Origin of the sequence: Microcoleus sp. CAWBG27, assembly GCF_020883145.1 — a bacterium.
GTDB lineage: Bacteria > Cyanobacteriota > Cyanobacteriia > Cyanobacteriales > Microcoleaceae > Microcoleus.
In genome coordinates this window covers 1-19,432 of the sequence record NZ_JAHREU010000004.1, presented here as the reverse complement: position 1 = coordinate 19,432, position 19,432 = coordinate 1, and the positions used below count along the sequence as shown (strand labels likewise).

The 19,432-nt window shown below is 45.2% G+C and carries 21 protein-coding genes; 5 read left to right on the top strand and 16 right to left on the bottom strand.

Annotated features, from left to right (window positions below; genetic code table 11):
• The first annotated feature begins 20 nt into the window (after positions 1-20).
• Entirely contained in the window at positions 21-494 is a 474-nt protein-coding gene (locus QZ938_RS03520) for a hypothetical protein (RefSeq protein ID WP_293352614.1), read from the top strand.
• Between the two features lie 269 nt (positions 495-763).
• Here QZ938_RS03520 and QZ938_RS03515 read toward each other — a convergent pair whose 3' ends face one another.
• The 5 genes from QZ938_RS03515 to QZ938_RS03495 form a co-directional block, all read right to left on the bottom strand.
• Entirely contained in the window at positions 764-1,354 is a 591-nt protein-coding gene (locus QZ938_RS03515; protein ID WP_293352612.1) for a chromophore lyase CpcT/CpeT, read from the bottom strand.
• A 29-nt stretch (positions 1,355-1,383) separates the two neighbouring features.
• The gene (locus QZ938_RS03510) at positions 1,384-2,655 is read right to left on the bottom strand and encodes a response regulator (RefSeq protein WP_293352610.1); all 1,272 of its coding nucleotides are present in this window, start codon (positions 2,653-2,655) and stop codon (positions 1,384-1,386) included.
• A 659-nt stretch (positions 2,656-3,314) separates the two neighbouring features.
• Positions 3,315-5,552 carry an ATP-binding protein gene (locus QZ938_RS03505; RefSeq protein ID WP_293352608.1) on the bottom strand — a complete coding sequence of 746 codons (2,238 nt, stop codon included), beginning with the start codon at positions 5,550-5,552 and terminating at the stop codon, positions 3,315-3,317.
• The gene (locus QZ938_RS03500) at positions 5,549-6,604 is read right to left on the bottom strand and encodes an ABC transporter substrate-binding protein (protein ID WP_293352606.1); all 1,056 of its coding nucleotides are present in this window, start codon (positions 6,602-6,604) and stop codon (positions 5,549-5,551) included. The genes QZ938_RS03505 and QZ938_RS03500 overlap by 4 nt, the downstream gene beginning before the upstream one ends.
• Before the next feature lie 188 nt (positions 6,605-6,792).
• Positions 6,793-6,894 carry a cytochrome b6-f complex subunit PetL gene (locus QZ938_RS03495; RefSeq protein ID WP_194010188.1) on the bottom strand — a complete coding sequence of 34 codons (102 nt, stop codon included), beginning with the start codon at positions 6,892-6,894 and terminating at the stop codon, positions 6,793-6,795.
• 77 nt (positions 6,895-6,971) lie between these two features.
• On the opposite strand from QZ938_RS03495, the gene aroB reads away from it, so the two are divergent.
• The gene (gene aroB / locus QZ938_RS03490) at positions 6,972-8,066 is read left to right on the top strand and encodes a 3-dehydroquinate synthase (protein WP_293157574.1); all 1,095 of its coding nucleotides are present in this window, start codon (positions 6,972-6,974) and stop codon (positions 8,064-8,066) included.
• Positions 8,067-8,291: 225 nt separating this feature from the next.
• On the opposite strand, the gene QZ938_RS03485 is transcribed toward aroB, so the two are convergent.
• Entirely contained in the window at positions 8,292-9,062 is a 771-nt protein-coding gene (locus tag QZ938_RS03485) for a tetratricopeptide repeat protein (RefSeq protein ID WP_293340975.1), read from the bottom strand.
• 186 nt (positions 9,063-9,248) lie between these two features.
• Between QZ938_RS03485 and QZ938_RS03480 the strand changes: the two genes are divergently transcribed.
• On the top strand, positions 9,249-10,094 hold the full coding sequence (locus QZ938_RS03480; protein ID WP_293157580.1) for a stomatin-like protein: 846 nt from the start codon (positions 9,249-9,251) through the stop codon (positions 10,092-10,094).
• On the opposite strand, the gene folP is transcribed toward QZ938_RS03480, so the two are convergent.
• The 10 genes from folP to QZ938_RS03430 form a co-directional block, all read right to left on the bottom strand.
• Entirely contained in the window at positions 10,085-10,954 is an 870-nt protein-coding gene (gene folP, locus QZ938_RS03475) for a dihydropteroate synthase (protein WP_293352604.1), read from the bottom strand. The genes QZ938_RS03480 and folP overlap by 10 nt on opposite strands.
• A 247-nt stretch (positions 10,955-11,201) precedes the next feature.
• The gene (locus QZ938_RS03470; RefSeq protein WP_293352602.1) at positions 11,202-11,762 is read right to left on the bottom strand and encodes a Uma2 family endonuclease; all 561 of its coding nucleotides are present in this window, start codon (positions 11,760-11,762) and stop codon (positions 11,202-11,204) included.
• 421 nt (positions 11,763-12,183) lie between these two features.
• Complete coding sequence (gene tpiA / locus QZ938_RS03465) at positions 12,184-12,909, bottom strand: triose-phosphate isomerase (RefSeq protein WP_293151263.1); 726 nt, start codon at positions 12,907-12,909, stop codon at positions 12,184-12,186.
• A 68-nt stretch (positions 12,910-12,977) separates the two neighbouring features.
• Positions 12,978-13,163 carry a PCP reductase family protein gene (locus tag QZ938_RS03460; RefSeq protein ID WP_293151272.1) on the bottom strand — a complete coding sequence of 62 codons (186 nt, stop codon included), beginning with the start codon at positions 13,161-13,163 and terminating at the stop codon, positions 12,978-12,980.
• Positions 13,164-13,305: 142 nt separating this feature from the next.
• Complete coding sequence (locus QZ938_RS03455) at positions 13,306-14,541, bottom strand: transposase (protein WP_293151260.1); 1,236 nt, start codon at positions 14,539-14,541, stop codon at positions 13,306-13,308.
• 246 nt (positions 14,542-14,787) lie between these two features.
• Positions 14,788-15,090 (bottom strand): hypothetical protein, encoded by a 303-nt coding sequence (locus QZ938_RS03450; RefSeq protein WP_293352600.1) that lies wholly within the window; start codon positions 15,088-15,090, stop codon positions 14,788-14,790.
• Between the two features lie 79 nt (positions 15,091-15,169).
• Positions 15,170-15,661 (bottom strand): hypothetical protein, encoded by a 492-nt coding sequence (locus QZ938_RS03445; protein WP_293352598.1) that lies wholly within the window; start codon positions 15,659-15,661, stop codon positions 15,170-15,172.
• A 19-nt stretch (positions 15,662-15,680) separates the two neighbouring features.
• Positions 15,681-16,490: a hypothetical protein gene (locus QZ938_RS03440; protein ID WP_293352596.1), complete on the bottom strand. Its 810-nt coding sequence runs from the start codon at positions 16,488-16,490 to the stop codon at positions 15,681-15,683.
• Between the two features lie 2 nt (positions 16,491-16,492).
• Positions 16,493-16,891 (bottom strand): hypothetical protein, encoded by a 399-nt coding sequence (locus QZ938_RS03435; protein ID WP_293151249.1) that lies wholly within the window; start codon positions 16,889-16,891, stop codon positions 16,493-16,495.
• A gap of 107 nt (positions 16,892-16,998) precedes the next feature.
• On the bottom strand, positions 16,999-18,561 hold the full coding sequence (locus tag QZ938_RS03430) for a hypothetical protein (RefSeq protein ID WP_293352594.1): 1,563 nt from the start codon (positions 18,559-18,561) through the stop codon (positions 16,999-17,001).
• A 166-nt stretch (positions 18,562-18,727) separates the two neighbouring features.
• On the opposite strand from QZ938_RS03430, the gene QZ938_RS03425 reads away from it, so the two are divergent.
• Together QZ938_RS03425 and QZ938_RS03420 are read left to right on the top strand one after the other, a co-directional pair.
• Positions 18,728-19,120 carry a hypothetical protein gene (locus QZ938_RS03425; RefSeq protein ID WP_293151245.1) on the top strand — a complete coding sequence of 131 codons (393 nt, stop codon included), beginning with the start codon at positions 18,728-18,730 and terminating at the stop codon, positions 19,118-19,120.
• A 90-nt stretch (positions 19,121-19,210) separates the two neighbouring features.
• Positions 19,211-19,432: HU family DNA-binding protein (locus tag QZ938_RS03420; RefSeq protein WP_293352592.1), on the top strand; the 222-nt coding region annotated here is incomplete at its 3' end.

Here is a 19,432-nt window from a genome sequence, read left to right as displayed (position 1 = left end):
TACAACAATAATCAAATAAAATGAAGTCTAAATCTGTTACGCAAATCAGCGGTCTTCCCGGTCAATTAGTCGGTGCAGTTCCACTCCGAACCAGTGGAACAGGAACTCTTAAAATAGTTGGGGACACCTTACAAGGAAATTTTACCTCATTTTTTGGCTTAGAAATCAAAGAAATTGTCATTCCCATTCAAAATGTCAAAGCAGTTGAAATTGGCGAAGGTTGCACTTGGTGGCTGCTCGGACTCGGAATTTTAACCATCGGGATATTCTTCATTGGTATTATCTTCATTGTGTTAGCTTTTGTTGTAAAACAGCGTTATATTGTCATTTATACGAGTAGAAATAATCTGATTCTGTTTTGTACAAAAAATGATAAACTTAACCAGTTTCGCAACGAAATTATAGAAGCTTGTCGTCCTAAACCGAGCTATATTCCCCGATCCTCTCAGTCTCCACCAGCACCACCTTCTTTAGCCAAAGCGATCGACACTTAGTTAAATTTAAGAGGGCGATCGCTATGAACTTGAATAGTTAATTTGTAGCACAATTATTTAACCCAAACTATCAAAGATCGATCGCAGCGATTGTCAAAATTAAAAAGTGCGAGTGAGTGCATAAATTTGGAGAACAGTTAATACAAGCATCGCTAGAAACAACCAAGCAAACAGCGATGCGATTGGGTATTAACCGTTCTGCATAAATTAGGTTAGGTGAACCTTAAATCAACTGGGTTATTTCCCAAATCCCAACTCGGTTTTTTCTACTAAACCTGAATTTCATCGGCAAAGCTGGCCCGACGGGTGAATTCAAAGGGGCCGGCGAGGGCTCCCCAGACGTGGGCATCGGTTTCTGGGTCCCGTCCGCGATCGTGACTGGTGAATTTGTCTCCATCAATCTCAAATTCGCTGTCTAGATAGGTGTTTTTGCCCTTTCTCACCACCATGCAGCCTTTTCCGGGTTCGACGCACCCTTTGAAACTACTGCCCGTCCAGTGCGTAATGAAGGTGCAACCGGGCATTAGCTTAAATTCGGCTTTGTTGAGTTGTTCGAGTTTTTGCCGATCGCGCGAGGCCCCGTAAAATTGCTCTTCATTGACGATCGCATAATTTTCGATATCAATGCGATCGGCGATCGGGACTAATTTTAAAACTCGCACTCGGTACGGCAAGTGCAGTTCAATATCATAGGCTTGTTCTAGGTACAAGCTCATCCCGCCCAAAAGTTCCACAGGTAGGGGTCTCATACAGACGCGGATGTGGGCGAAGAAAGGCGGATTTTCAAAGGCTTGGGCTTGGTTGCTGAAGTCGGAGGCCATCCAGCGGGCGAGGGTAATGATATCGGTGGAATGGGACATATCGATGGTTTTGAGAAGCGGAGTAGAAGTTATTTTACTGGAATTTTCACAACAAACTCCGTACTCTGCCCCAGAATCGAAGAACATTCAATCTTACCACCATGTTTTTCAGTAATAATCTGATGACTGATTGACAGCCCCAAACCAGTGCCTTTCCCAAGAGGTTTGGTAGTGAAAAACGGATCGAATAATAGACAAAGAATGGGTTCCGGGATCCCGACTCCATTATCGGCAATACTAATTGCGATCGCATCATCACTACTAATAAAAGTACGAATCGTAATCCTAGGTTCTTGGTTATTGCTGACACCCGATGATTCCAAAGCATCGATCGCATTACTCAGAATATTCATGAATACCTGGTTCAGTTGACTAGGATAACATTCGACTTGTGGTAACTGCCCATAATTTTTGATGACTTGAATTTCAGGACAATTTTGTCCACCTTTTAGACGGTGTTGCAAAATCAACAGAGTGCTGTCAATACCTACATGAATATCAACCGCTTTGCAGTAGCCTTCATCCAAGCGGGAGAAATTGCGGAGAGAAAGCACCAATTCGCGAATGCGATCCGTACCTATTTTCATCGAATTGAGTATTTTAACCAAATCTGATTGCAAAAAATTTAAATCAATTTCTTCTGCCCGTGTCTGGATTTCTACTACTGGATTGGGATAATGTTTCTGGTAAAGTTGCACAAAGTCTAACAAATATTCAGTATATTCTTTAATGGGGCTTAGATTAGCATGAATAAAATTCACTGGATTATTAATTTCGTGGGCGACTCCCGCCATCAAGTGACCGAGGGCAGACATTTTTTCGCCTTGCACTAAATGAGTTTTGGCTTGTTGGAGACTTTCTAATGCTTCGTTGAGTTCCTTGGTACGTTCTTCCATCAGGCGCGTGGCATTTCGTAGTTGTAAATGCACCTGAATTCTGGCTAATACTTCTTCACACTGAATCGGCTTGGTGATGTAGTCCACTGCACCCAAACTTAGCCCCTTAATCTTATCTACTGAGTCGGAAAGAGCTGTCATAAAAATGATAGGAATATTGTGAGTGTCCGGATTGGACTTCAGTCGTTTACAGGTTTCAAATCCATCGATACCGGGCATCATGACATCGAGTAAAATCAAATCTGGCTGAGACGATCGCACTCGTTGTAAAGCAATTTCACCATTTTTGGCGATGGCGACTCGGTAGTCCTGTTCGCTCAATACATCAAATAATACTTGCAGATTGCTGGGAGTATCGTCTACAACTAAAATAGTTTTTTCTGCGGACATAGGATTGACTGACATTACAAACTCCAATATATGAAAATTTTGAACCGCAGAGGACACAGAGGACGCAGAGGGAAGAGTGTTGTGAGGGTTTTGGATGTCGTAAAAAAACCTTTCATCCCTCCCCTCTCTGCGCTCTCTGTGTTCTCTGTGGTAAAATCCTCTTAATATCTATTTTACATCTTTGTACACTCCATTAAGAGAAGAGTTTTGAACCGCAGAGGGCGCAGAGGACGCAGAGGGAAGAGTGTTGTGAGGGTTTTGGATGTCGTAAAAAAAACCTTTGATCCCTCCCCTCTCTGCGCTCTCTGTGTTCTCTGTGGTAAAATCCTCTTAATATCTATTTCACATCTTTGTACACTCTATTAAGAGAAGAGTTTTGAACCGCAGAGGGCGCAGAGGGCGCAGAGGGAAGAGTGTTGTGAGGGTTTTGGATGTCGTAAAAAAACCTTTGATCCCTCCCCTCTCTGCACTCTCTGTGTTCTCTGTGGTAAAATCCTCTTAATATCTATTTCACATCTTTGTACACTCTATTAAGAGAAGAGTTTTGAACCGCAGAGGACACAGAGGACGCAGAGGGAAGAGTGTTGTGAGGGTTTTGGATGTCGTAAAAAAAACCTTTCATCCCTCCCCTCTCTGCGCTCTCTGTGTTCTCTGTGGTAAAATCATCTTAATATCTATAATAGTGGTTCAATTAGGCGAATAATGGCTTCCTCATCAAAATTTTGACTTAGTTCTAACACTCGGTTCGCAAAGACTATATATTCGGGTGCCAATTTTTTTAGGCGATCGGCTTCCTGGTGAATATCACTCATAAAACCACCCTGGGCGGCGGTATAGAGGGCTGTCAGTTCTTCGGCTGGTGGCATTACCATTTTAACCTCATGGGCCTTATTCTCAGCAATTTGCATAGCATCTGGTTTCATTTCTTCATAAATCCACTGCAATTCCAGGTGTTGCTGCAATTGGTTCAACAATCCAGTAAACTCGATCGGCTTCGGAAAAAAACTATTGCAACCAGCATCCAGACTTTCCTTTATATCCACCTGAGACAGGGTGGCTGGAGAAGCAATAATTGGCGTAGTCGCAAAGTTTGGCAGTTGTCGCAGGCGACGAGTCATTTCTAAGCCATCCATAATCGGCATCTGTACATCGGTAACGATCGAGTCTGGTAGTATCTGAATAGCCATGTCTAAGCCCGTTTGTCCGTTGTCAGCTTCTGCCACTTGGAAGCCTAGGGGTTCCAGCATATTTATGATGACGAGGCGATTTTCAGGGCGATCGTCAATCACCAGAATTTTGCGTCTTTTACCCTGATAGCCGATGACTTTGCGATCGGCGATCGCATCTTCTGTCATCCAATCCGATGCTGGCAACAAATCTACCTCAAACCAGAAGCTACTACCCTCACCCAGCACACTCTCGACATTAATTTCGCTACCCATTTTCAGGATAATTTGTTGGCCGATGGCAAGCCCCAAGCCAGTTCCTTCGCTGTTGCGATCGCCTTTTCCAGCTTGCTCGAAAGGTAAAAAAATCTTCGATAATTTTTCCGAAACAATGCCAATACCAGTATCTTTAATCTTGAATCGAATTCTTTGGGCTGCACCGGATTCGATTGATTCTCCTACAGGTTCAACTCGGAAACTGACACTGCCAACATCGGTAAAATTGATGGCATTACTGAGCAAATTCAACAACACTTGTCGCAGTCGTTTGTCATCAGCATGGACTGCAATGGGCAGGTTGCTAGCCGGCTGATAGCGAAAATCCACGCCTTTTTGTTCTGCCTTGATCCGGCACATATCCACAGTGGAGGATAGGAAGTTTTCTAGATGGAAATCTTGGGGATAGAGTTCCATCTTGTGTACTTCCAACTTTGACAAATCCAAAATATCATTAATCAGAGTGAGTAAATGGGAACCACACTGGTGAATTACTCCTAATCCTTTCATCTGTTTGGGAGTAGTTGCGCGATCGTGTTGGAGGATTTGGGCATAACCTAAAATGCCATTGAGTGGCGTTCGGAGTTCGTGGTTCATATTAGCCAGAAATTCGCTTTTGGTACGGTTGGCAGTTTCGGCAATTTCTTTAGCTTGTTGCAATTCTTCGATAGCTGTTTTTAAATCTTGGGCTTGGAGTCTCAGTTCTTTTTGATATGCTTCTACTCGTGTAGCTGCGGATTGAATTGTCTGGGCCAAAAATAGGATTTCATTATTCGGCAATCCACTGGGTATTACAAAGTTGTCAACCTCATTCCTGTCGGTGATTGCTGTGTTCAATTTATGGAGTGGCTGTAAGACAATTCGCTGAATTAATATTGTCATCAGCCCCAAAATTGCAGTAATCCCAATCAGGAGGGTGACGGTAGAAGTATAGAAAGTTTCTGATACTTGTTTTTGTACTTCTTCGGCATCAAGAATTGCGATCGCCAACCCGCGCCGATTTCCCTGACTAAAGATGGTACTGCTAAAGGGCAAAATAGCGACTAAAGCTGACTCACCATCTATGTTGGTTCTGAAACTTGTTTCTAAACCTGTTTCGGCCGATCGCTCTAATATTTGCTCTAATTCTGGATGAATCATAGCATAGGCCGGATTTTTGAGTGCCGATCCACTCCGGGCGAGGGTTTGGCCATCGGGACTGACGATCGCCACTTCCACCACTGTCGGCAAGGTAGCATAGTTTTGCACCACGCGCTTGACAATGCTCCTATTCCCCAATTCGATTAATCCTTCCGTGGAAAACCCCACTCCCTGGGTAATCGATCGGGCGCGTTGTTCTAGTTCTTTCTCTAATTGTGATTGCATCAATAAGTAGTTGAATCCCAAGGTAATTAAGCCAACAGTTGCTAGAGAAATACTAAAACCCAATAATAATTGGCGAGATAAGTTCTTTCTAGGTTGCTGATTCATGGTTTCCATTCTGCCATTACTTCATTAATGAGGCTATTATCGATCTCCACATCTTGCCGAATTACTCGATTATGACGCGGATCGGATTTAAGTAATTGAATAATTTCTTCCTTGGCAGATTTGAGCCGATTTTCTGGGCCAAACATCCGCCGATTTAAAGTCATATCACCTTTTTTTAACCCAGCATAATTACTAGCAAAAGCCTCCCCAGTTTGTCCTAGTTGTTTTCCAACTGCGTTAAACACTTTTTTCGGCTGAGTTTCAACTGCGTGCATGACATCAAACCATGCCAGTATAAATTGCTTTAGTTCGGCTTTTTTTGCTTTCGCTATCTTGTCACTCGACATCAAGGTATCAATCACCAAACTGTCTACTTGCTTGGTTGTGTAAATTATATTGCCATTAATGCTCTTGGCAGTGTCCCCCAGCATCGGTTCCCATAATATCGCTGCATCGATTTCACCTTCCTTAATTTTCTGGGCTGATACTTCATTGGAGTAATCCAAAATCTGAACATTAGAGGGCTTAATTTGATTCACTTTCAATGCCTCTAGTAAAATTAGATGGTTGACGGTTCCTAGCTTGGCTCCTACTTTTTTTGCCTGCAAGTTTGCTACAGATTTAATTCGTTGCTGGGCAACAATTCCGTCTGCCCCAGCCGAGATATTTGTGGTCATTAATACTAGAGGTTTGCTATCGCCAGAATCGACCTGCATAACATCCCAGAAAGATGTAAATGCTGCATCTAATGAGCCACGCATCACTGCCCGACTGGAATCTTGCTGGTTTTCAAATCGTATCAATTCAACCTTTAGCCCTCGCTGCTTGAAGATTCCTGACGCTTGGGCATACAATGCGATATCAAAACCCACCCAACTTGTAATTCCTACTCGGAGAGGTTTGAGCGATTGGTTAAACCCAAAGCCACAGGCATTGGTAAGAAAGGTGAGGCAAAGGGCGATCGCAAATAAACAGAAACCTGGCTTGATATTTAACTTCGATTTTGGCTTCCAGGAAATCCTCAACATATTGATGATTGAGATAACTTTCATGACTGCGAAGTCTAGTTTGATTTAAATTTATTATATTTAAATTTTAAATTTATTATTTAAATAAGGTCGATCGCACTTACGACATCAATCTACAGATCGAACTAGAGATTTTTGGCGAAAATGCGATCGACCCGATGTTACTTTTACCAGAGATAAAATTCTCTGGTTCAGACATCTAAATTAACAAACTAGATGAGTTTGACAGCCCGGAGACCAAACATCAGCACTGTAGCCAAGCCGACCATGCCACCGAAAATTCCAAAATAAGCTATTGCTCCGGTAAGACTCATTGCAATTTCTCCAAAATAATCAATAAAAAGACCTATTAGAACTATAATCTAAAATCTAATATCTAAATTAGATAAATATGCAATCGATAATTAAAGTTGACTTGGGCCCACAATCTTACAATGTTTGCGTGCGATCGGGCGGCTTAGACGAGCTCGGTACCCTGATGGGCGATCTAAGTTTGGGCAAAAAAGTTCTTTTGGTCTCAAATCAGTCGATTTTTCGGCACTACGGCGAAAGAGCAACCGCAGCCCTCGAATCGGCCGGTCTAGAAGTCAGTACCTGCATTTTACCACCGGGCGAACAGTACAAAACTTTAAATTCCATCCAGAAGATTTACAATGCGGCTTTGGCTAACCGGTTGGAACGTTCCTCGACAATGGTGGCTTTGGGCGGCGGGGTGGTTGGCGATATGACGGGTTTTGCGGCGGCGACTTGGCTGCGCGGAATTAATGTGGTGCAGGTTCCGACTTCGCTGCTGGCGATGGTTGATGCTTCTATTGGCGGCAAAACGGGGGTAAATCATCCTTCGGGGAAGAATTTAATTGGGGCTTTTCATCAGCCGCGTTTGGTTTTGATTGACCCGGATGTTCTCAAAACTCTGCCGGCGCGGGAGTTTCGTTCGGCGATGGCGGAAGTTATTAAGTATGGGGTGATTTGGGATGCTGAATTGTTCCGGAAGTTGGAAAATTGCAAGCGCTTGGATCAAATGCGCTATGTGAAGGCGGATTTGTTGGCTGAAATTTTGAGCAGGTCTTGCCAAGCTAAGGCTGAGGTGGTAAGCAAGGATGAGAAGGAGTCGGGTTTGCGGGCGATTTTGAATTACGGTCACACGATCGGTCATGCTGTAGAAAGTTTGACTAATTACAAGGTAATCAATCACGGCGAAGGTGTGGCAATTGGGATGGCTGCGTCCAGCCGCTTGGCTGTGGAGTTGGGAATGTGGGATGCTGAGTGCGATCGCCGCCAATCTGCTTTAATTGCCAAAGCTGCTTTACCTGCTAAGTTGCCCGCAGGTGTCGATATTGAGGAGATTTTGAAGACTTTGCAACTGGATAAGAAGGTGCAGGATGGCAAGGTGCGCTTTGTGCTACCGGTGCGCTTGGGTGAGGCCGCTGTGAGCGATCGCGTGGATGGAGATGTAATTTTACAAGTTTTGAAGGAAATGCTTTAGATGGAGGCTTATCGGCGTGTTTAACCGCCGTTGAAGGCTGATTAATGCCGATCGCCACAGCATTTTTTATCTTAATGTTCGAGCGATCGACTATCGATCTCACATCTGCTTGGATGACCATAATTAAGATTGGTTTGTAGTGAGGACTTTAGTCCTTAGAAGATGCGGACTAAAGTCCTCACTACAAACCTTTTTTATTTCAGGTATATCCAACATAATATGATTTTAAGAGCCGCTGGACTGCGAATTGATTTCCTCCAAAAGTTTATCTACTCTCGTAGCTGCTTGAGTTCTGCCCTGCTTGATAAATAACTCCTTAGCTTTTTTGAGACTGGCTAGGGCCTCTGCTTGGTCTTCCTTCGCCCCTTGCTGGTATAAACCGACTCCTAAATTGTTTAAAGCATCGGGATACTGGCTGTTAATTTTAACAGCTTGTCTCCACAGTACGATCGCCTCGGGCAACTTTCCTTGACTTGCCATCGCCACGCCCAAATCGTTGTGAGCTTTGGCGTGCTGCGGGTTGACTTCAATTGCTTTCTGGTATTGGACGATCGCATCACTCATTTTACCTTGCCCAGATAGCAGACTTCCCAACTTATAATAAGCATCGGCTTGTTTGGGATAGCGAGCGATTAGTTGCCGGTACAAAACTTCGGCATTGACAATATTTCCTTGACCGTAGAGGTCGTTGGCAGTTCTCAAACCCACCGTGTAACCTTTGCCTACAACTTGGCACTTTTTCTCGGAGTTGCCTTCTTGTTTACAAATCTTAAGTTCGTCTCCCTTCATCTCGTAGGATAGAACTTCGCGAACTGCCGGCCCCCGGCGCGGTGGCTGCAAGTTCTGCGACTGCAAGTTTGGGGCTATTTGCACCGAAGTAGTTGATTCAGCTTGTACGGGTGGGACAACTGCCAATGCGTACATTCCAGCCACCACAATGCTTGAGCCAATCCAGGTAAAAGGTTTGAAAGGGCGAAACTCTCGATCGTTTTTCATGTCTTTTGTGGAAATGTGTTGTTGATATCCTGGGTTTCACTGCTTCGTCAAAGTCCGAACACATGGCGGCCCACCATTGATACTGTTATTAACAGTCGAGATATTTTAGCACTGTAGGGCAGACTTTGAGTTAAATTAGAGTATATTCCCGATCGATTCTCAGTCAACCTTAGCAGGAAAGTAGAAATGGGGCAGTCTATTCTCACCATGCTGTTTGCGCTCATCCTCGGCTACGCTGTTAACTCAAGCGTGAAAATAGTCAGCGGTGGCGACGAAGCTTTAGTCGAACGTTTGGGCCAATACAAGCGCACCCTCAAGCCCGGATTCCACTTTATCAGTCCCCTGATCGAAAAAGTCGTTTGCGTAGACACCAGCCGCGAACGAGTTTTAGATATTAAACCTCAATCAGCAATTACGGGCGATAATGTCGCCCTAGAAGTCGATGCCGTTGTGTATTGGCGGGTGGTGAATTTGCAGAAAGCTTATTATGGAATCGATCAAATTGAAAATGCGATCGCCAACTTAGTTTTAACGACGTTTCGCGCTGAAATTGGTCGATTGCCCATGCAAGACATCTTGGGTTCCCGAGATGACATGAATAAAAAGTTACTCAAGAAGTTGGACGAAGCTACCGAAACTTGGGGCGTCAAAGTAATTCGCGTAGAAATTCAAAGCATTACCCCTCCCAAAAGGGTGCAAGAAGCTATGGAATTGGAGCGGGCTACTAAGAGCGAATGGCAAGCAATGGTCAATAAGGCGATCGGCACTAAGGAGTACATGAGGCTCTTAGTTGAAGCTTTAGACTCCCATCCGAACAGCAAGCAAGTTTTGAATTACTTAGTAACTGAAAAATACTTAGACGCTCAACAAAAACTAGGCGAAAGCGACAACGCCAAAATTCTGTTTATGGATCCAAGAAACATGACAGAAGCCCTCAACGAGTTGATGGGTTCCATGCCGGATATCCAGCCGCACGCTCACGGTGGAGAGCGAGAACTCAAACTAATCGACCAATCAACCGCTCAAGATTGATTTCTGAAGATAGCGTCGGCAACCAAACAAACATCGTGCATTTCTCTGACATCGTGAATTCGCAAAATATCTGCCGAATTTGCGATCGCACTTGTACAAGCCGCCGCTGTCCCCCAAATTCTTTGTTTGGCTTCTGGCTGATTCAAAATGTGACCGATAAAGCTTTTGCGCGATACTCCGACTAAAATAGGACAGTCCAAATCCCGAAATTTTGGCAACTGGCGCAAAATTTCCAAGTTTTGATTGTAAGTCTTAGCAAAGCCAATACCGGGGTCGATAATTATCTGAGATTTATCAATCCCCGCAGCCATAGCGGCCACTATTCGACTATCCAAAAAATCCAGAATTTCCCCAATCAAATCCTGATAATCTGTGAGTTTTTGCATCGTCTGGGGAGTTCCTCGAATGTGCATCAAAATTATCGGCACTTGCAACTGAGCAACCGTTGACAGCATTTCCGAGTCAAAAGTTGCTCCCGAAATATCGTTGACAATATCAGCTCCCGCCTCAATCGCAGCTTTAGCAACCTGCGCTCTGGTAGTATCGACAGAAATCGGAACTGAGCTAAAAATATCTGCTTTTTGCCTCAGCATTTGTACGACAGGTATAACGCGATCGATCTCTTCTTCTAAGGATATTTCCGCTGCACCTGGCCGCGTAGATTGACCGCCAATATCAATAATATCTACCCCCGATTTGACCATAGAATCAGCTTGCGCTAAAGCTGATTCTATGGTATTGAAATCGCCACCGTCGCTAAAACTGTCAGGAGTTACGTTCAAAACGCCCATCAAATAAGTGCGCTTTCCCCACTCGAAAGTTTTATTTCTAATAATAATTTTGGCTGGGTTATCTGTCATGGCGAGTGAGATTTTAGATTTTAGATTTTAGGTTTGATATTGTGTCCGGTGAATTAGCATAAAAAAAACGGTTCGTAGTGTGGACTTTAGTCCGCAAAATGCTGCGGACTAAAGTCCACACTACGAACAAAAATGGCTTGTAGTGTGGACTTCAGTCCGCAGCCTCAGAGCCGACTTCCATTCCATACTACGAAATAATTTTCTTAAAAAACCCCGGTTTCTTATAGTTGGATGCGTCCAAGATTCTTCAACCAAAACTCAACCAGCTAAAAACATTATCAACCGTCAATTCTAACTCAATTCCATTAATAATTGGCAGTTGAGCTGTACCTCGGTACAATTCTACTTTTTGTCCGGGAAATACTGCTAAAATACTTTCTTCCTCTGGATCTAGCAACCAACCCAACTCAGTACCGTGTCGCGAACAGTGCAGCAATTTACCAAGGACTTTTGTTTGGCTTTGGTTTGGGGATAAAATTTCAATAGACCAGTCTGGATTGATTTCAAAGATGTTGGCAATTCTACCCGAAGGCAAAAAAGGAATTCTTTCCCAGCGGAATACTGCTATATCTGGTACGATCGACTTACCGCCAAAAGTGCAGCGCAATTCAGGAAAAGCCTTGGCAATTTTTTGAGTTTGCGCTAATTGATTAATAGTTTTGCATAATTCATATTGAAGTACGCTATGTTCACCTTGAGGCATGGGTTTCTGAAGGATATCTCCGTCAATAAATTCTGAGGCAGGTTCAGTTTCAGGAAGTTTGAGGAACTCCTCTAAAGCGGGTTTGGATTGAACGATCGCAATCATAGGTCAATTCTCTCGATCGAAAAAACACTCAAAGGCACACTACAATTATAGGCGATCGCTATCGTCAGATAATTAGATACTAGAGAAAGGGAGCAAAACGCACCAGATCGACTGGATACCAAAAGCCAATGTCCGTGATGGAGCGATCGATCTAAATCTACAACAATTCCCGCCGTTGACATTAATGGAATTGAAGAAAGCTGTCAGCCTAAAAAGTGGTTAGGAATGAGAATTAAATAACTTACAATTTTTATTATTCTTGTGGGACGGGCGGGACGCCCATCCCACAAATATGTGTAAAATATTTAATTCGCGAGCCTTAGTTTCCCCATCATCAACTAATACTCGAAGGTTTTGGGGTAACTCGTACAGATTGTCATTTCTCCACATCAAAACTATTCGTACAACCACCAATTACCAATTATTTGTAATTGACAATTCTATCGAAACTAGCAGCTTCCAAACTCGCACCACCTACCAAAACCCCATCAATTTCAGGCATCGCCATAACTTCATCAATATTCTCTCCTTTCACAGAGCCGCCATACTGAATCGGCACATCAGGATTAGTCAATTTAGAGCGAATCAAACCAATAACTCGGTTAGCTTCCTTCGTTTCGCAAGTGTCGCCAGTGCCGATCGCCCAAATCGGTTCGTAAGCTATTACTAAGTTATCTTGGTCAACACCAACCAAATCCTGCGCTAACTGAGAAAAAATATGAGCTTCCGTTTCCCCGGCATCCCGTTGTTGCTTCGTCTCTCCCACGCACAGAATCGGAATTAAACCGGATTTCTGAGCAGCTTTCAGCCGCAAATTCACCGTTTCGTCGGTTTCCCCAAAATATTGGCGGCGCTCGCTGTGCCCGATGATAACGTAGCGCACCCCAAGCTCTGTCAGCATCTGCCCGGAAATTTCACCAGTATAAGCTCCAGACTCTTGCCAGTGGACATTCTGGGCACCGAGTCTAATCCGGCTTCCGTGCAGGTTTTTCGAGAGGACACTTAAATCTGTGAAGGGAACGCAAAGCACGACTTCCCGTTCTTCTGGGGTTTCCGTCAGGCAGGACATGAATCCTTGAAGAAACTCTAGGGATTCTGCCCTAGTTTTGTACATTTTCCAGTTGCCAGCTATAACTATTTTCCGCACTACTTTGTTAAATCCTTGTCCTTACAACGCATTTTATAGTCTAAAGCTTTAGGGTACATTTCGATCCCTCATTGTCCAAACTCGATGCGAGCTTGCTCAACAAAGTCAATGGTGACGACTTCTGTTTCGGCTTCGCGGGCCAATTGCTCGATCCGCACGCGGGCTTGTCCCCGGACAAAGTAGGGAATATTTTTCAGCTTGGCCTTAGCTTCAGCCGTCCATTTTAAATCATCTGAGAATTCGGAATCTGGCATGGCGTATCGGGCGATCGACTGCAAGCGCTCAGTTCTGTACTTTGACAAAAGTCTGTCTGGCTATTCACTGTAACAAGGTTTCTCCTCATTTAAAGACCCACGGACAGACTACTCCCGTGGGTCTTTTAGTGGATTTTGGATTTTAGATTTTGATGCCGCACAACTCCTTGAACAACTCACGAACGCAGCGAGCTATCACCCGCTGGCGGGCTAGCTTAATCGGAGTGCCACCCTTTTTCCTCCTCTTGAGGTTTTCGGCTGGGGACATTTGCTCGGCGTCGGCGCCCTGACCGTAAGTAAATTTCAGCGGTGGATTATTGCGGCTAACTTCCAGCCGCGTGAAGCACCATTGCCAAAGGGCTTTTCTACACAGCGCACTGCCGGATTGTTTCCCTTTCTTTTTCTGGCCGCTGTCATCGCGAATCACGCCCATGCCGACCGCTCTCATGAAGCGGCGCTCTGATAATTTGAGTTTGCACTCTTTGCCGGTTTGGCGATTCTTGCGGAGTTTTACTTCCGGCCGACCGTCTTTCAAGAAATCCTCGATCGGGTAAATCGCACCGAGCAAGTACCCTTGCAGTTGATACCCGAAACCGAATTTTGTAAAAATCCGCCGATATTCCCGAAACTGCGGATGCTCGATTAGTTGAACCAACTGTTTTTTGAGCTTGAAAATTTCCTCTTCGATTTCACAGTATTGGCTGGCGGCCCACTGAGTTTGAGCTTCGATTCCAGCGCCAACGGTTGCGTCCAAAATGCGATCGTACTTTTGCGACTTTCGCCGTCCTGCCAGCCATCCCCACATCAGGGGCGGTAATTCTTCTTGCGATTTTGCCGATCGTACTTGGGCAATCTCTGGGCATTGCCACGCTAGCTCCTGCCTCATTCTGTTGATGATAGGGGATTGCACTCGATTCAAATGTTCTATCCGCAAGCAAATTTGCTTAACTTGGCTCACCAGGGAATCCCGAATTTTGAGGTAGCTTGATTCCGGTTTGTCGAAATACCAGCAAGCAATAGCAAAGGCATCAATGTCATCAGTTTTTGCGCCGCTTTTGCCTTCTTTCCCCATCAATTCTGCCCTGTAGTTGGGCAGTTTGCTGTTGGAAATCATTCTTACTTCGATTCCCCAGTCGGCAAGTTTATTCATCCAGAGCTTTGCGTAATTAATTCCGGTTGGCTCGCAGATTGCAATTATTTTGTCGGCGCTGAAGCTCTCGATTTTTTTCCTTAAATTATTTAAATTTTCAAGGTTCGAGCGATACTCCTTGATGTCGGCGTCAAAGTAGTCGTCGCGGGGGTTGCTGGGTTTTTCCAGCATAAAACACGCGGCAATTGATGACCGAGAAACGTCAATGCCTACGATTAAATATTTCATGTAGTTGGGGAGAATAAAAGTACAAGGACAAGAAGAGCCTACGAATCTCCCAAAAGCAACTGAATGCTTACTTCACTGATTAAAGCTCGTTTATTTTGTCCGGTTTGATTGCGGGCTGGCGCCTACGAATACACAATAGCAATTAAGCTAATTTCAATTTTAAGGCGCCACTCATCTTGCGACTCATCCCGCGACTCCCCCTTTATAAGGGGAGGAGTTTCGTCCGCTGAGTCAAGGCGACACTCGTCAGGCGGTTGTAAGGATAGAGTTAGTTGCAACAAGGGCGATATATGCGTATGCGTAGTCAAGCCTCTCGGTTATTAAGCGGTCAAATTCCTTGGTTGAGTAAACTAGCAGCAGGTAATTTGCTGCGTTGAGGTAATGATTCAAGCACTTATCGCGATCTGCTTTTTTTAAAAGGCCTCGTAATTTGGCTTCTCTTACAATCGAAAAAACTTTTTGAGATTTGTCTTCGCTAAAGTCGTCAAATCGTTCTTTTGCAAACTTTGCGTAGATGGGGTTATACTTATTTTCGGTTTGTGTCTTCATGGTATGCTGGCAGATGAATTGGTCAAGATAGCTTGGATGCCAAGCGGTTAAAGTGTAATTTAGCCGCTTGTTTTTGTTCCTAGCTTTCGGTTGGGATCTCGACGAAGAAAGCATTGCATTCGGGGTGTTTGCCCTTCCCTTCTAGAAAACTTGCAAGAGATGCGGTAATTTGCTCGTCGCTAATTTTCTCCATTTCTTTTATGACTCGCTTTGACACATCAGAAGCGATAACCTCCATTTCAGCGCCTGTTATATGTTGTAGGGCTGCCAGCAATAGGTTGCTAAATAGCGCAGTCGAAAAAATAACGGATTGCTCTCCAATAGGCAAACTTGTCATCGTGTTAACTGCGGGTACTGGGCTGTGGTCAGGAATAATCCGAATTGAATTCAGATTGAGTTCGCAACTGTCTACAGCACTGTCTAGTATTTCTGCTAGTTCCTGTAGCTCGCGATAATTGCCTTGAGTTTTAAGTGTCAAATCAGCAATATGAATATCTAAGCCCACAATTTCGGCTTTGATTTCAGGTCGAATTGGGGGCAAATCGGAATGCCTGTAAGTGAAAGTGTGCATGATTTTAAAGATTTAGAGATTAGGATGAGTCCGACACTTTGTCGGATCTATTTTTGCCAGCGATGGCTTTTTGATAGCTTTTCGATGGCACTCTGATAGCAAATCCTCTCTTTTTAGATTTAGATTTAATGTAGGCTTCCGCCCGATCGCAAATCTCTTCTTGTTCAGGGGTCAGTTCCGTTCCTTCGGCATGCTCTCCTTCACCATCGTCCGGTGGCTCGGTGCCACCTATCAGCTTTTCGAGGTATTTAGAAACGGTCATTCCTGCTGCTGCTGCTTTCTGTTGCAGGAGTTGGTAAGCTTTGCCGCCGATGCGGACTTGCTTTGCTCTGTCCTCTGGGTTTTCGTCAAGTGTCTCGCTGATTTTGACGGCTGTAATTGCTTCGGGCGGGAAGCCGTCGAGCACAGTTTGCCACTTATCCTCTAACTGTCTATTTCCGCCAGCATCGACTTTTGCGAACTTCAGCAGCGATAAGGCTTGGGCTACGGAAGTGGGGAGAATCTTGAATTTGGATTTGATGAGTTCAATGCAAATCTTGGCCGCTTGAATGATTTTCTTGCAGTAAAAGTGCGATCGCCCCAGCGCATTTTTACAGTATTCGGCAAAATCTTTGTATTGCCGTTTGTACAGCCGATAACGGCACACGGCGTCGAGCATCACTCCTTGCCGCACGTAGTCGAGGAATGAGCGTTTGATTCTTTGGGTAAGCAGGGCAATATCGTTGTGTGGGACTTCGCGGGAAATCTCGGATTCAAAGTCCAGCAGCGGTTGGAACTCGCTTTCTGGAGGTTCCCAATAAATATCGTTAAAGTCGGCGGTTGTTTCCATGATTAATCGATAATGAGAGAAGAAACTGCCTCTGCCTCTGATGATTCTGATAGCAAAAGCAGCTTATCAAAGGTCAATCTACTCGCACCGGGATCTACTCCAAAAGCTTGCAGAAAAATCTTGAGGTCTTCATAGTGTTCTGCCGCCCTCTCGATATCTCTAATGAGATTCTTCAAAGTAAAAGCCTTGTTCTTAATTTCTTCCTCTAAACTTTTAGCATCATCCGCCAAACGGTTTTGAGCATTCAACTCGTCGAGCAATTTGTCAATCTGAGCTTTCAGCTCTTTATAGCCTTCGCTCAGTTCACTCACTTCGCTGCTGACTACAACTCGCCCCTGTTGTTTGAGGCCGTCCCACTTGCCTCTCTTGTAAACCGGGATAGATATTTTTAGGTAAGTCATTGTTTTTCACTTGTTAATTTTTGGGTGCGGAGGAAGCGATCGCCCTCTCTCAAGAAACGATCGCACAAGAATGTAAGCATGATGGAAATATGGGTAGACAACCATAGTTAGAAGCTGGCATCACCTCCTGGGGGCGATCGCCCGCTCCAAAGTATTGCGCTGCGGGCGAACTTTTTGATGCGGTTTGCGCGATCGCCCGCAACGACACCCATGGGCGGAAAACTGGGAGGCTTTGGGTTGGGCAAGCGGGCGAAACTTCCCGCGTTGGGCGGCTCGTCTTTGTCGTTTTGCCGATCGCCCGCAGCGCCAAAAACAGGAATAAGGAATTCGCAAGTGCTGGAACTTTCGATTGTTTCGATTGCCGGTGAAAGTTCCAGCACTTTCATGGATGAAGCTTCCGGTGGCAATACTTCGGCTGCTGGCTCGTACCAGTCACCCGGACACGGCGCCCACTCAGTCATCGAATCCATAGACACAGTACGCGATTCAGGATTTTCGGTATCCCAGCGAGCGAGCGCCTCACGGAACGCATCGAGGGAGTCAAAATCATCGGGGTCTGGCGGTTCGTCTGCCGATTCCACCTCGAAATCAAGTAGGCTCAGTTGCCCGTCAGCGTCGGCCTGATAGCGCAGGCTCTCCGATTGTGGCGGGGAATATCTAGAAAGAAAAGTGTCGGACAGTGTCGGGAAATTCTCGGTGTACGGCGAGGGTTTCAGCCGTTCCAAAAGTTGATGGGCTATTGAAGTTTGGCGATCGACACCGGGGGAATTTTCGGCCGCAGGGGCGATCGCACTTTGGCTCAATCTTGGCTCACTTTCCAGCCTGCCTCTGTCCCCGGTGCCTCGGTTCGGAGGGCGATCGTCGCTGAAACTTGCTACATACGCGTCAATCTCGGCGGCGTGAGTCTGCTGGAATTCCTCAACGTCGAAACTGACACCGCGGGAAATTTCGGCCGCAAGGGCGATCGGCTCAGCGGCCGGTTTGGGGTAGAGGATGCGGCCGAATTTAGATTCGATCGGCGGCTCCTGGATTTGAGGTTCTTCGGTTGGTCTTTTAATCAAATCCTTTTTCGATTCGATCGGCGGCTCCTGGGCTTGAAGCTCGATCTCGCTAGTGGCATCTTTAGTTTCAGGGAAAAATTGAACGTGAAGCAAAAGCGCATCAAAATCTTCAATAATTGGTGTTTTCCACAGCAATTCTTCTACCCGTCCCAGTCCTCTAGGAACTTTAACTAGCGATCGGGTCTGAACTAAAAAAGTAAGTTGGTGACGAATTTCCAGAACCCAAGAAGCTCGATGTGTTTTGTTACCCAAAAAGACACCTGCACTCGGCCTGGCTGTCAAATCCAAAATTTTCATTCTCAGGTGCTGAAGCTGCTTTAAAGGTTTATCCTCCAAATGCTTTTCGGTGTTCCGACACAATTCGATCAGCTCAAAAAATGTTAGTTCGCCAAATTCGGCAAAATCGATCTCTTCGATCAAGCGGTTCCGAGGACGATCAGCATCGGAAGAAACTTCCAGCAGTTTCAGCAGCGGGGGCTTAACTCCGACAATGGCGTCGATCCAGTTTTGGCGGCAACGTCTGTCGCCTGCTGGAAGAATGTCAAGCTGGTAGCCGATTTCCTTCAATTTCTTAAAAGTCTTTTCCCGTAACTGTTCTAGGGTGTACATAGGTTCACGGTTAGTGGGGGAAAGGGCGGGTCAAGCAGTCCCGCCCGGTTCTTGCAGGGTATGCAGTGCAGTCAAGTCTTACTTAACACTGTGAGTATATGATATAGTCTTACTTATTACATTGTCAACATCTTACTTAAGACTTGTTATTTTTGAGGTGGCGTTTATGATTGAGAGCTATGGCAAGGAAAGCGAAACAGAAGGAATACGGAGAGAAGAAGAGCGGCCGGACTTACGGACTGACACCAACGGCAGCGAAAATGCTGGACGAATTGGCGAGGGAATTGGGAATCAGTGCGTCTCACCTGATCGAGAAGGTGGCGAGGAGGGAATTGGGGCTAGTGACGCCCTTGGGGGAATCCTTGACCAACTGATCGACGATGCACAAAAGCAGTTGGTCAAGAGTTTGGAGTGCATCGTTTGGTATCAATCGGAAGCGAAGGAGTGCGAGCAGAAGCTAAACAATCTAATCAAGCTAAAAGAGTTGCAGGCACGGCAGAAAGAAGAGCAGCAGCAGTTAGAACCTATTAGCCATCAAGAGGAATCAAATCCTGAATAGCGCAAAAGCCAGCACCCCCTGAGGGATGCTGGCTTTTGCGCTACTAATGACCAACAACTAATAACTGATAACCAAAGAGCGATCGCACTTATGAACAAAAAGGAACTCGTAGAAGCTGTTGCCGACAGAGCCGACACCACACAGAAACAAGCTAACGCTGTATTAAACGCACTCTTAGACGTAATCATAGAAGCCCTTGCCAGTGGCGACAAAGTAACCCTAGTAGGATTTGGCACTTTCGAGAGCCGCGATCGTAAAGCCCGTCAAGGCCGCAACCCCAAAACAGGCGAACCTATACAAATTGCTGCTGGT

What these genes read in the sequence shown, in the direction of transcription:
- QZ938_RS03520 (WP_293352614.1), top strand. Translation starts at nt 21, where the DNA reads ATGAAGTCTAAATCTGTTACGCAAATCAGCGGTCTTCCCGGTCAATTA.
- QZ938_RS03515 (WP_293352612.1), bottom strand. Translation starts at nt 1,354, where the DNA reads ATGTCCCATTCCACCGATATCATTACCCTCGCCCGCTGGATGGCCTCC.
- QZ938_RS03510 (WP_293352610.1), bottom strand. Translation starts at nt 2,655, where the DNA reads ATGTCAGTCAATCCTATGTCCGCAGAAAAAACTATTTTAGTTGTAGAC.
- QZ938_RS03505 (WP_293352608.1), bottom strand. Translation starts at nt 5,552, where the DNA reads ATGAATCAGCAACCTAGAAAGAACTTATCTCGCCAATTATTATTGGGT.
- QZ938_RS03500 (WP_293352606.1), bottom strand. Translation starts at nt 6,604, where the DNA reads ATGAAAGTTATCTCAATCATCAATATGTTGAGGATTTCCTGGAAGCCA.
- QZ938_RS03495 (WP_194010188.1), bottom strand. Translation starts at nt 6,894, where the DNA reads ATGAGTCTTACCGGAGCAATAGCTTATTTTGGAATTTTCGGTGGCATG.
- aroB (WP_293157574.1), top strand. Translation starts at nt 6,972, where the DNA reads ATGCAATCGATAATTAAAGTTGACTTGGGCCCACAATCTTACAATGTT.
- QZ938_RS03485 (WP_293340975.1), bottom strand. Translation starts at nt 9,062, where the DNA reads ATGAAAAACGATCGAGAGTTTCGCCCTTTCAAACCTTTTACCTGGATT.
- QZ938_RS03480 (WP_293157580.1), top strand. Translation starts at nt 9,249, where the DNA reads ATGGGGCAGTCTATTCTCACCATGCTGTTTGCGCTCATCCTCGGCTAC.
- folP (WP_293352604.1), bottom strand. Translation starts at nt 10,954, where the DNA reads ATGACAGATAACCCAGCCAAAATTATTATTAGAAATAAAACTTTCGAG.
- QZ938_RS03470 (WP_293352602.1), bottom strand. Translation starts at nt 11,762, where the DNA reads ATGATTGCGATCGTTCAATCCAAACCCGCTTTAGAGGAGTTCCTCAAA.
- QZ938_RS03460 (WP_293151272.1), bottom strand. Translation starts at nt 13,163, where the DNA reads ATGCCAGATTCCGAATTCTCAGATGATTTAAAATGGACGGCTGAAGCT.
- QZ938_RS03455 (WP_293151260.1), bottom strand. Translation starts at nt 14,541, where the DNA reads ATGAAATATTTAATCGTAGGCATTGACGTTTCTCGGTCATCAATTGCC.
- QZ938_RS03450 (WP_293352600.1), bottom strand. Translation starts at nt 15,090, where the DNA reads ATGAAGACACAAACCGAAAATAAGTATAACCCCATCTACGCAAAGTTT.
- QZ938_RS03445 (WP_293352598.1), bottom strand. Translation starts at nt 15,661, where the DNA reads ATGCACACTTTCACTTACAGGCATTCCGATTTGCCCCCAATTCGACCT.
- QZ938_RS03440 (WP_293352596.1), bottom strand. Translation starts at nt 16,490, where the DNA reads ATGGAAACAACCGCCGACTTTAACGATATTTATTGGGAACCTCCAGAA.
- QZ938_RS03435 (WP_293151249.1), bottom strand. Translation starts at nt 16,891, where the DNA reads ATGACTTACCTAAAAATATCTATCCCGGTTTACAAGAGAGGCAAGTGG.
- QZ938_RS03430 (WP_293352594.1), bottom strand. Translation starts at nt 18,561, where the DNA reads ATGTACACCCTAGAACAGTTACGGGAAAAGACTTTTAAGAAATTGAAG.
- QZ938_RS03425 (WP_293151245.1), top strand. Translation starts at nt 18,728, where the DNA reads ATGATTGAGAGCTATGGCAAGGAAAGCGAAACAGAAGGAATACGGAGA.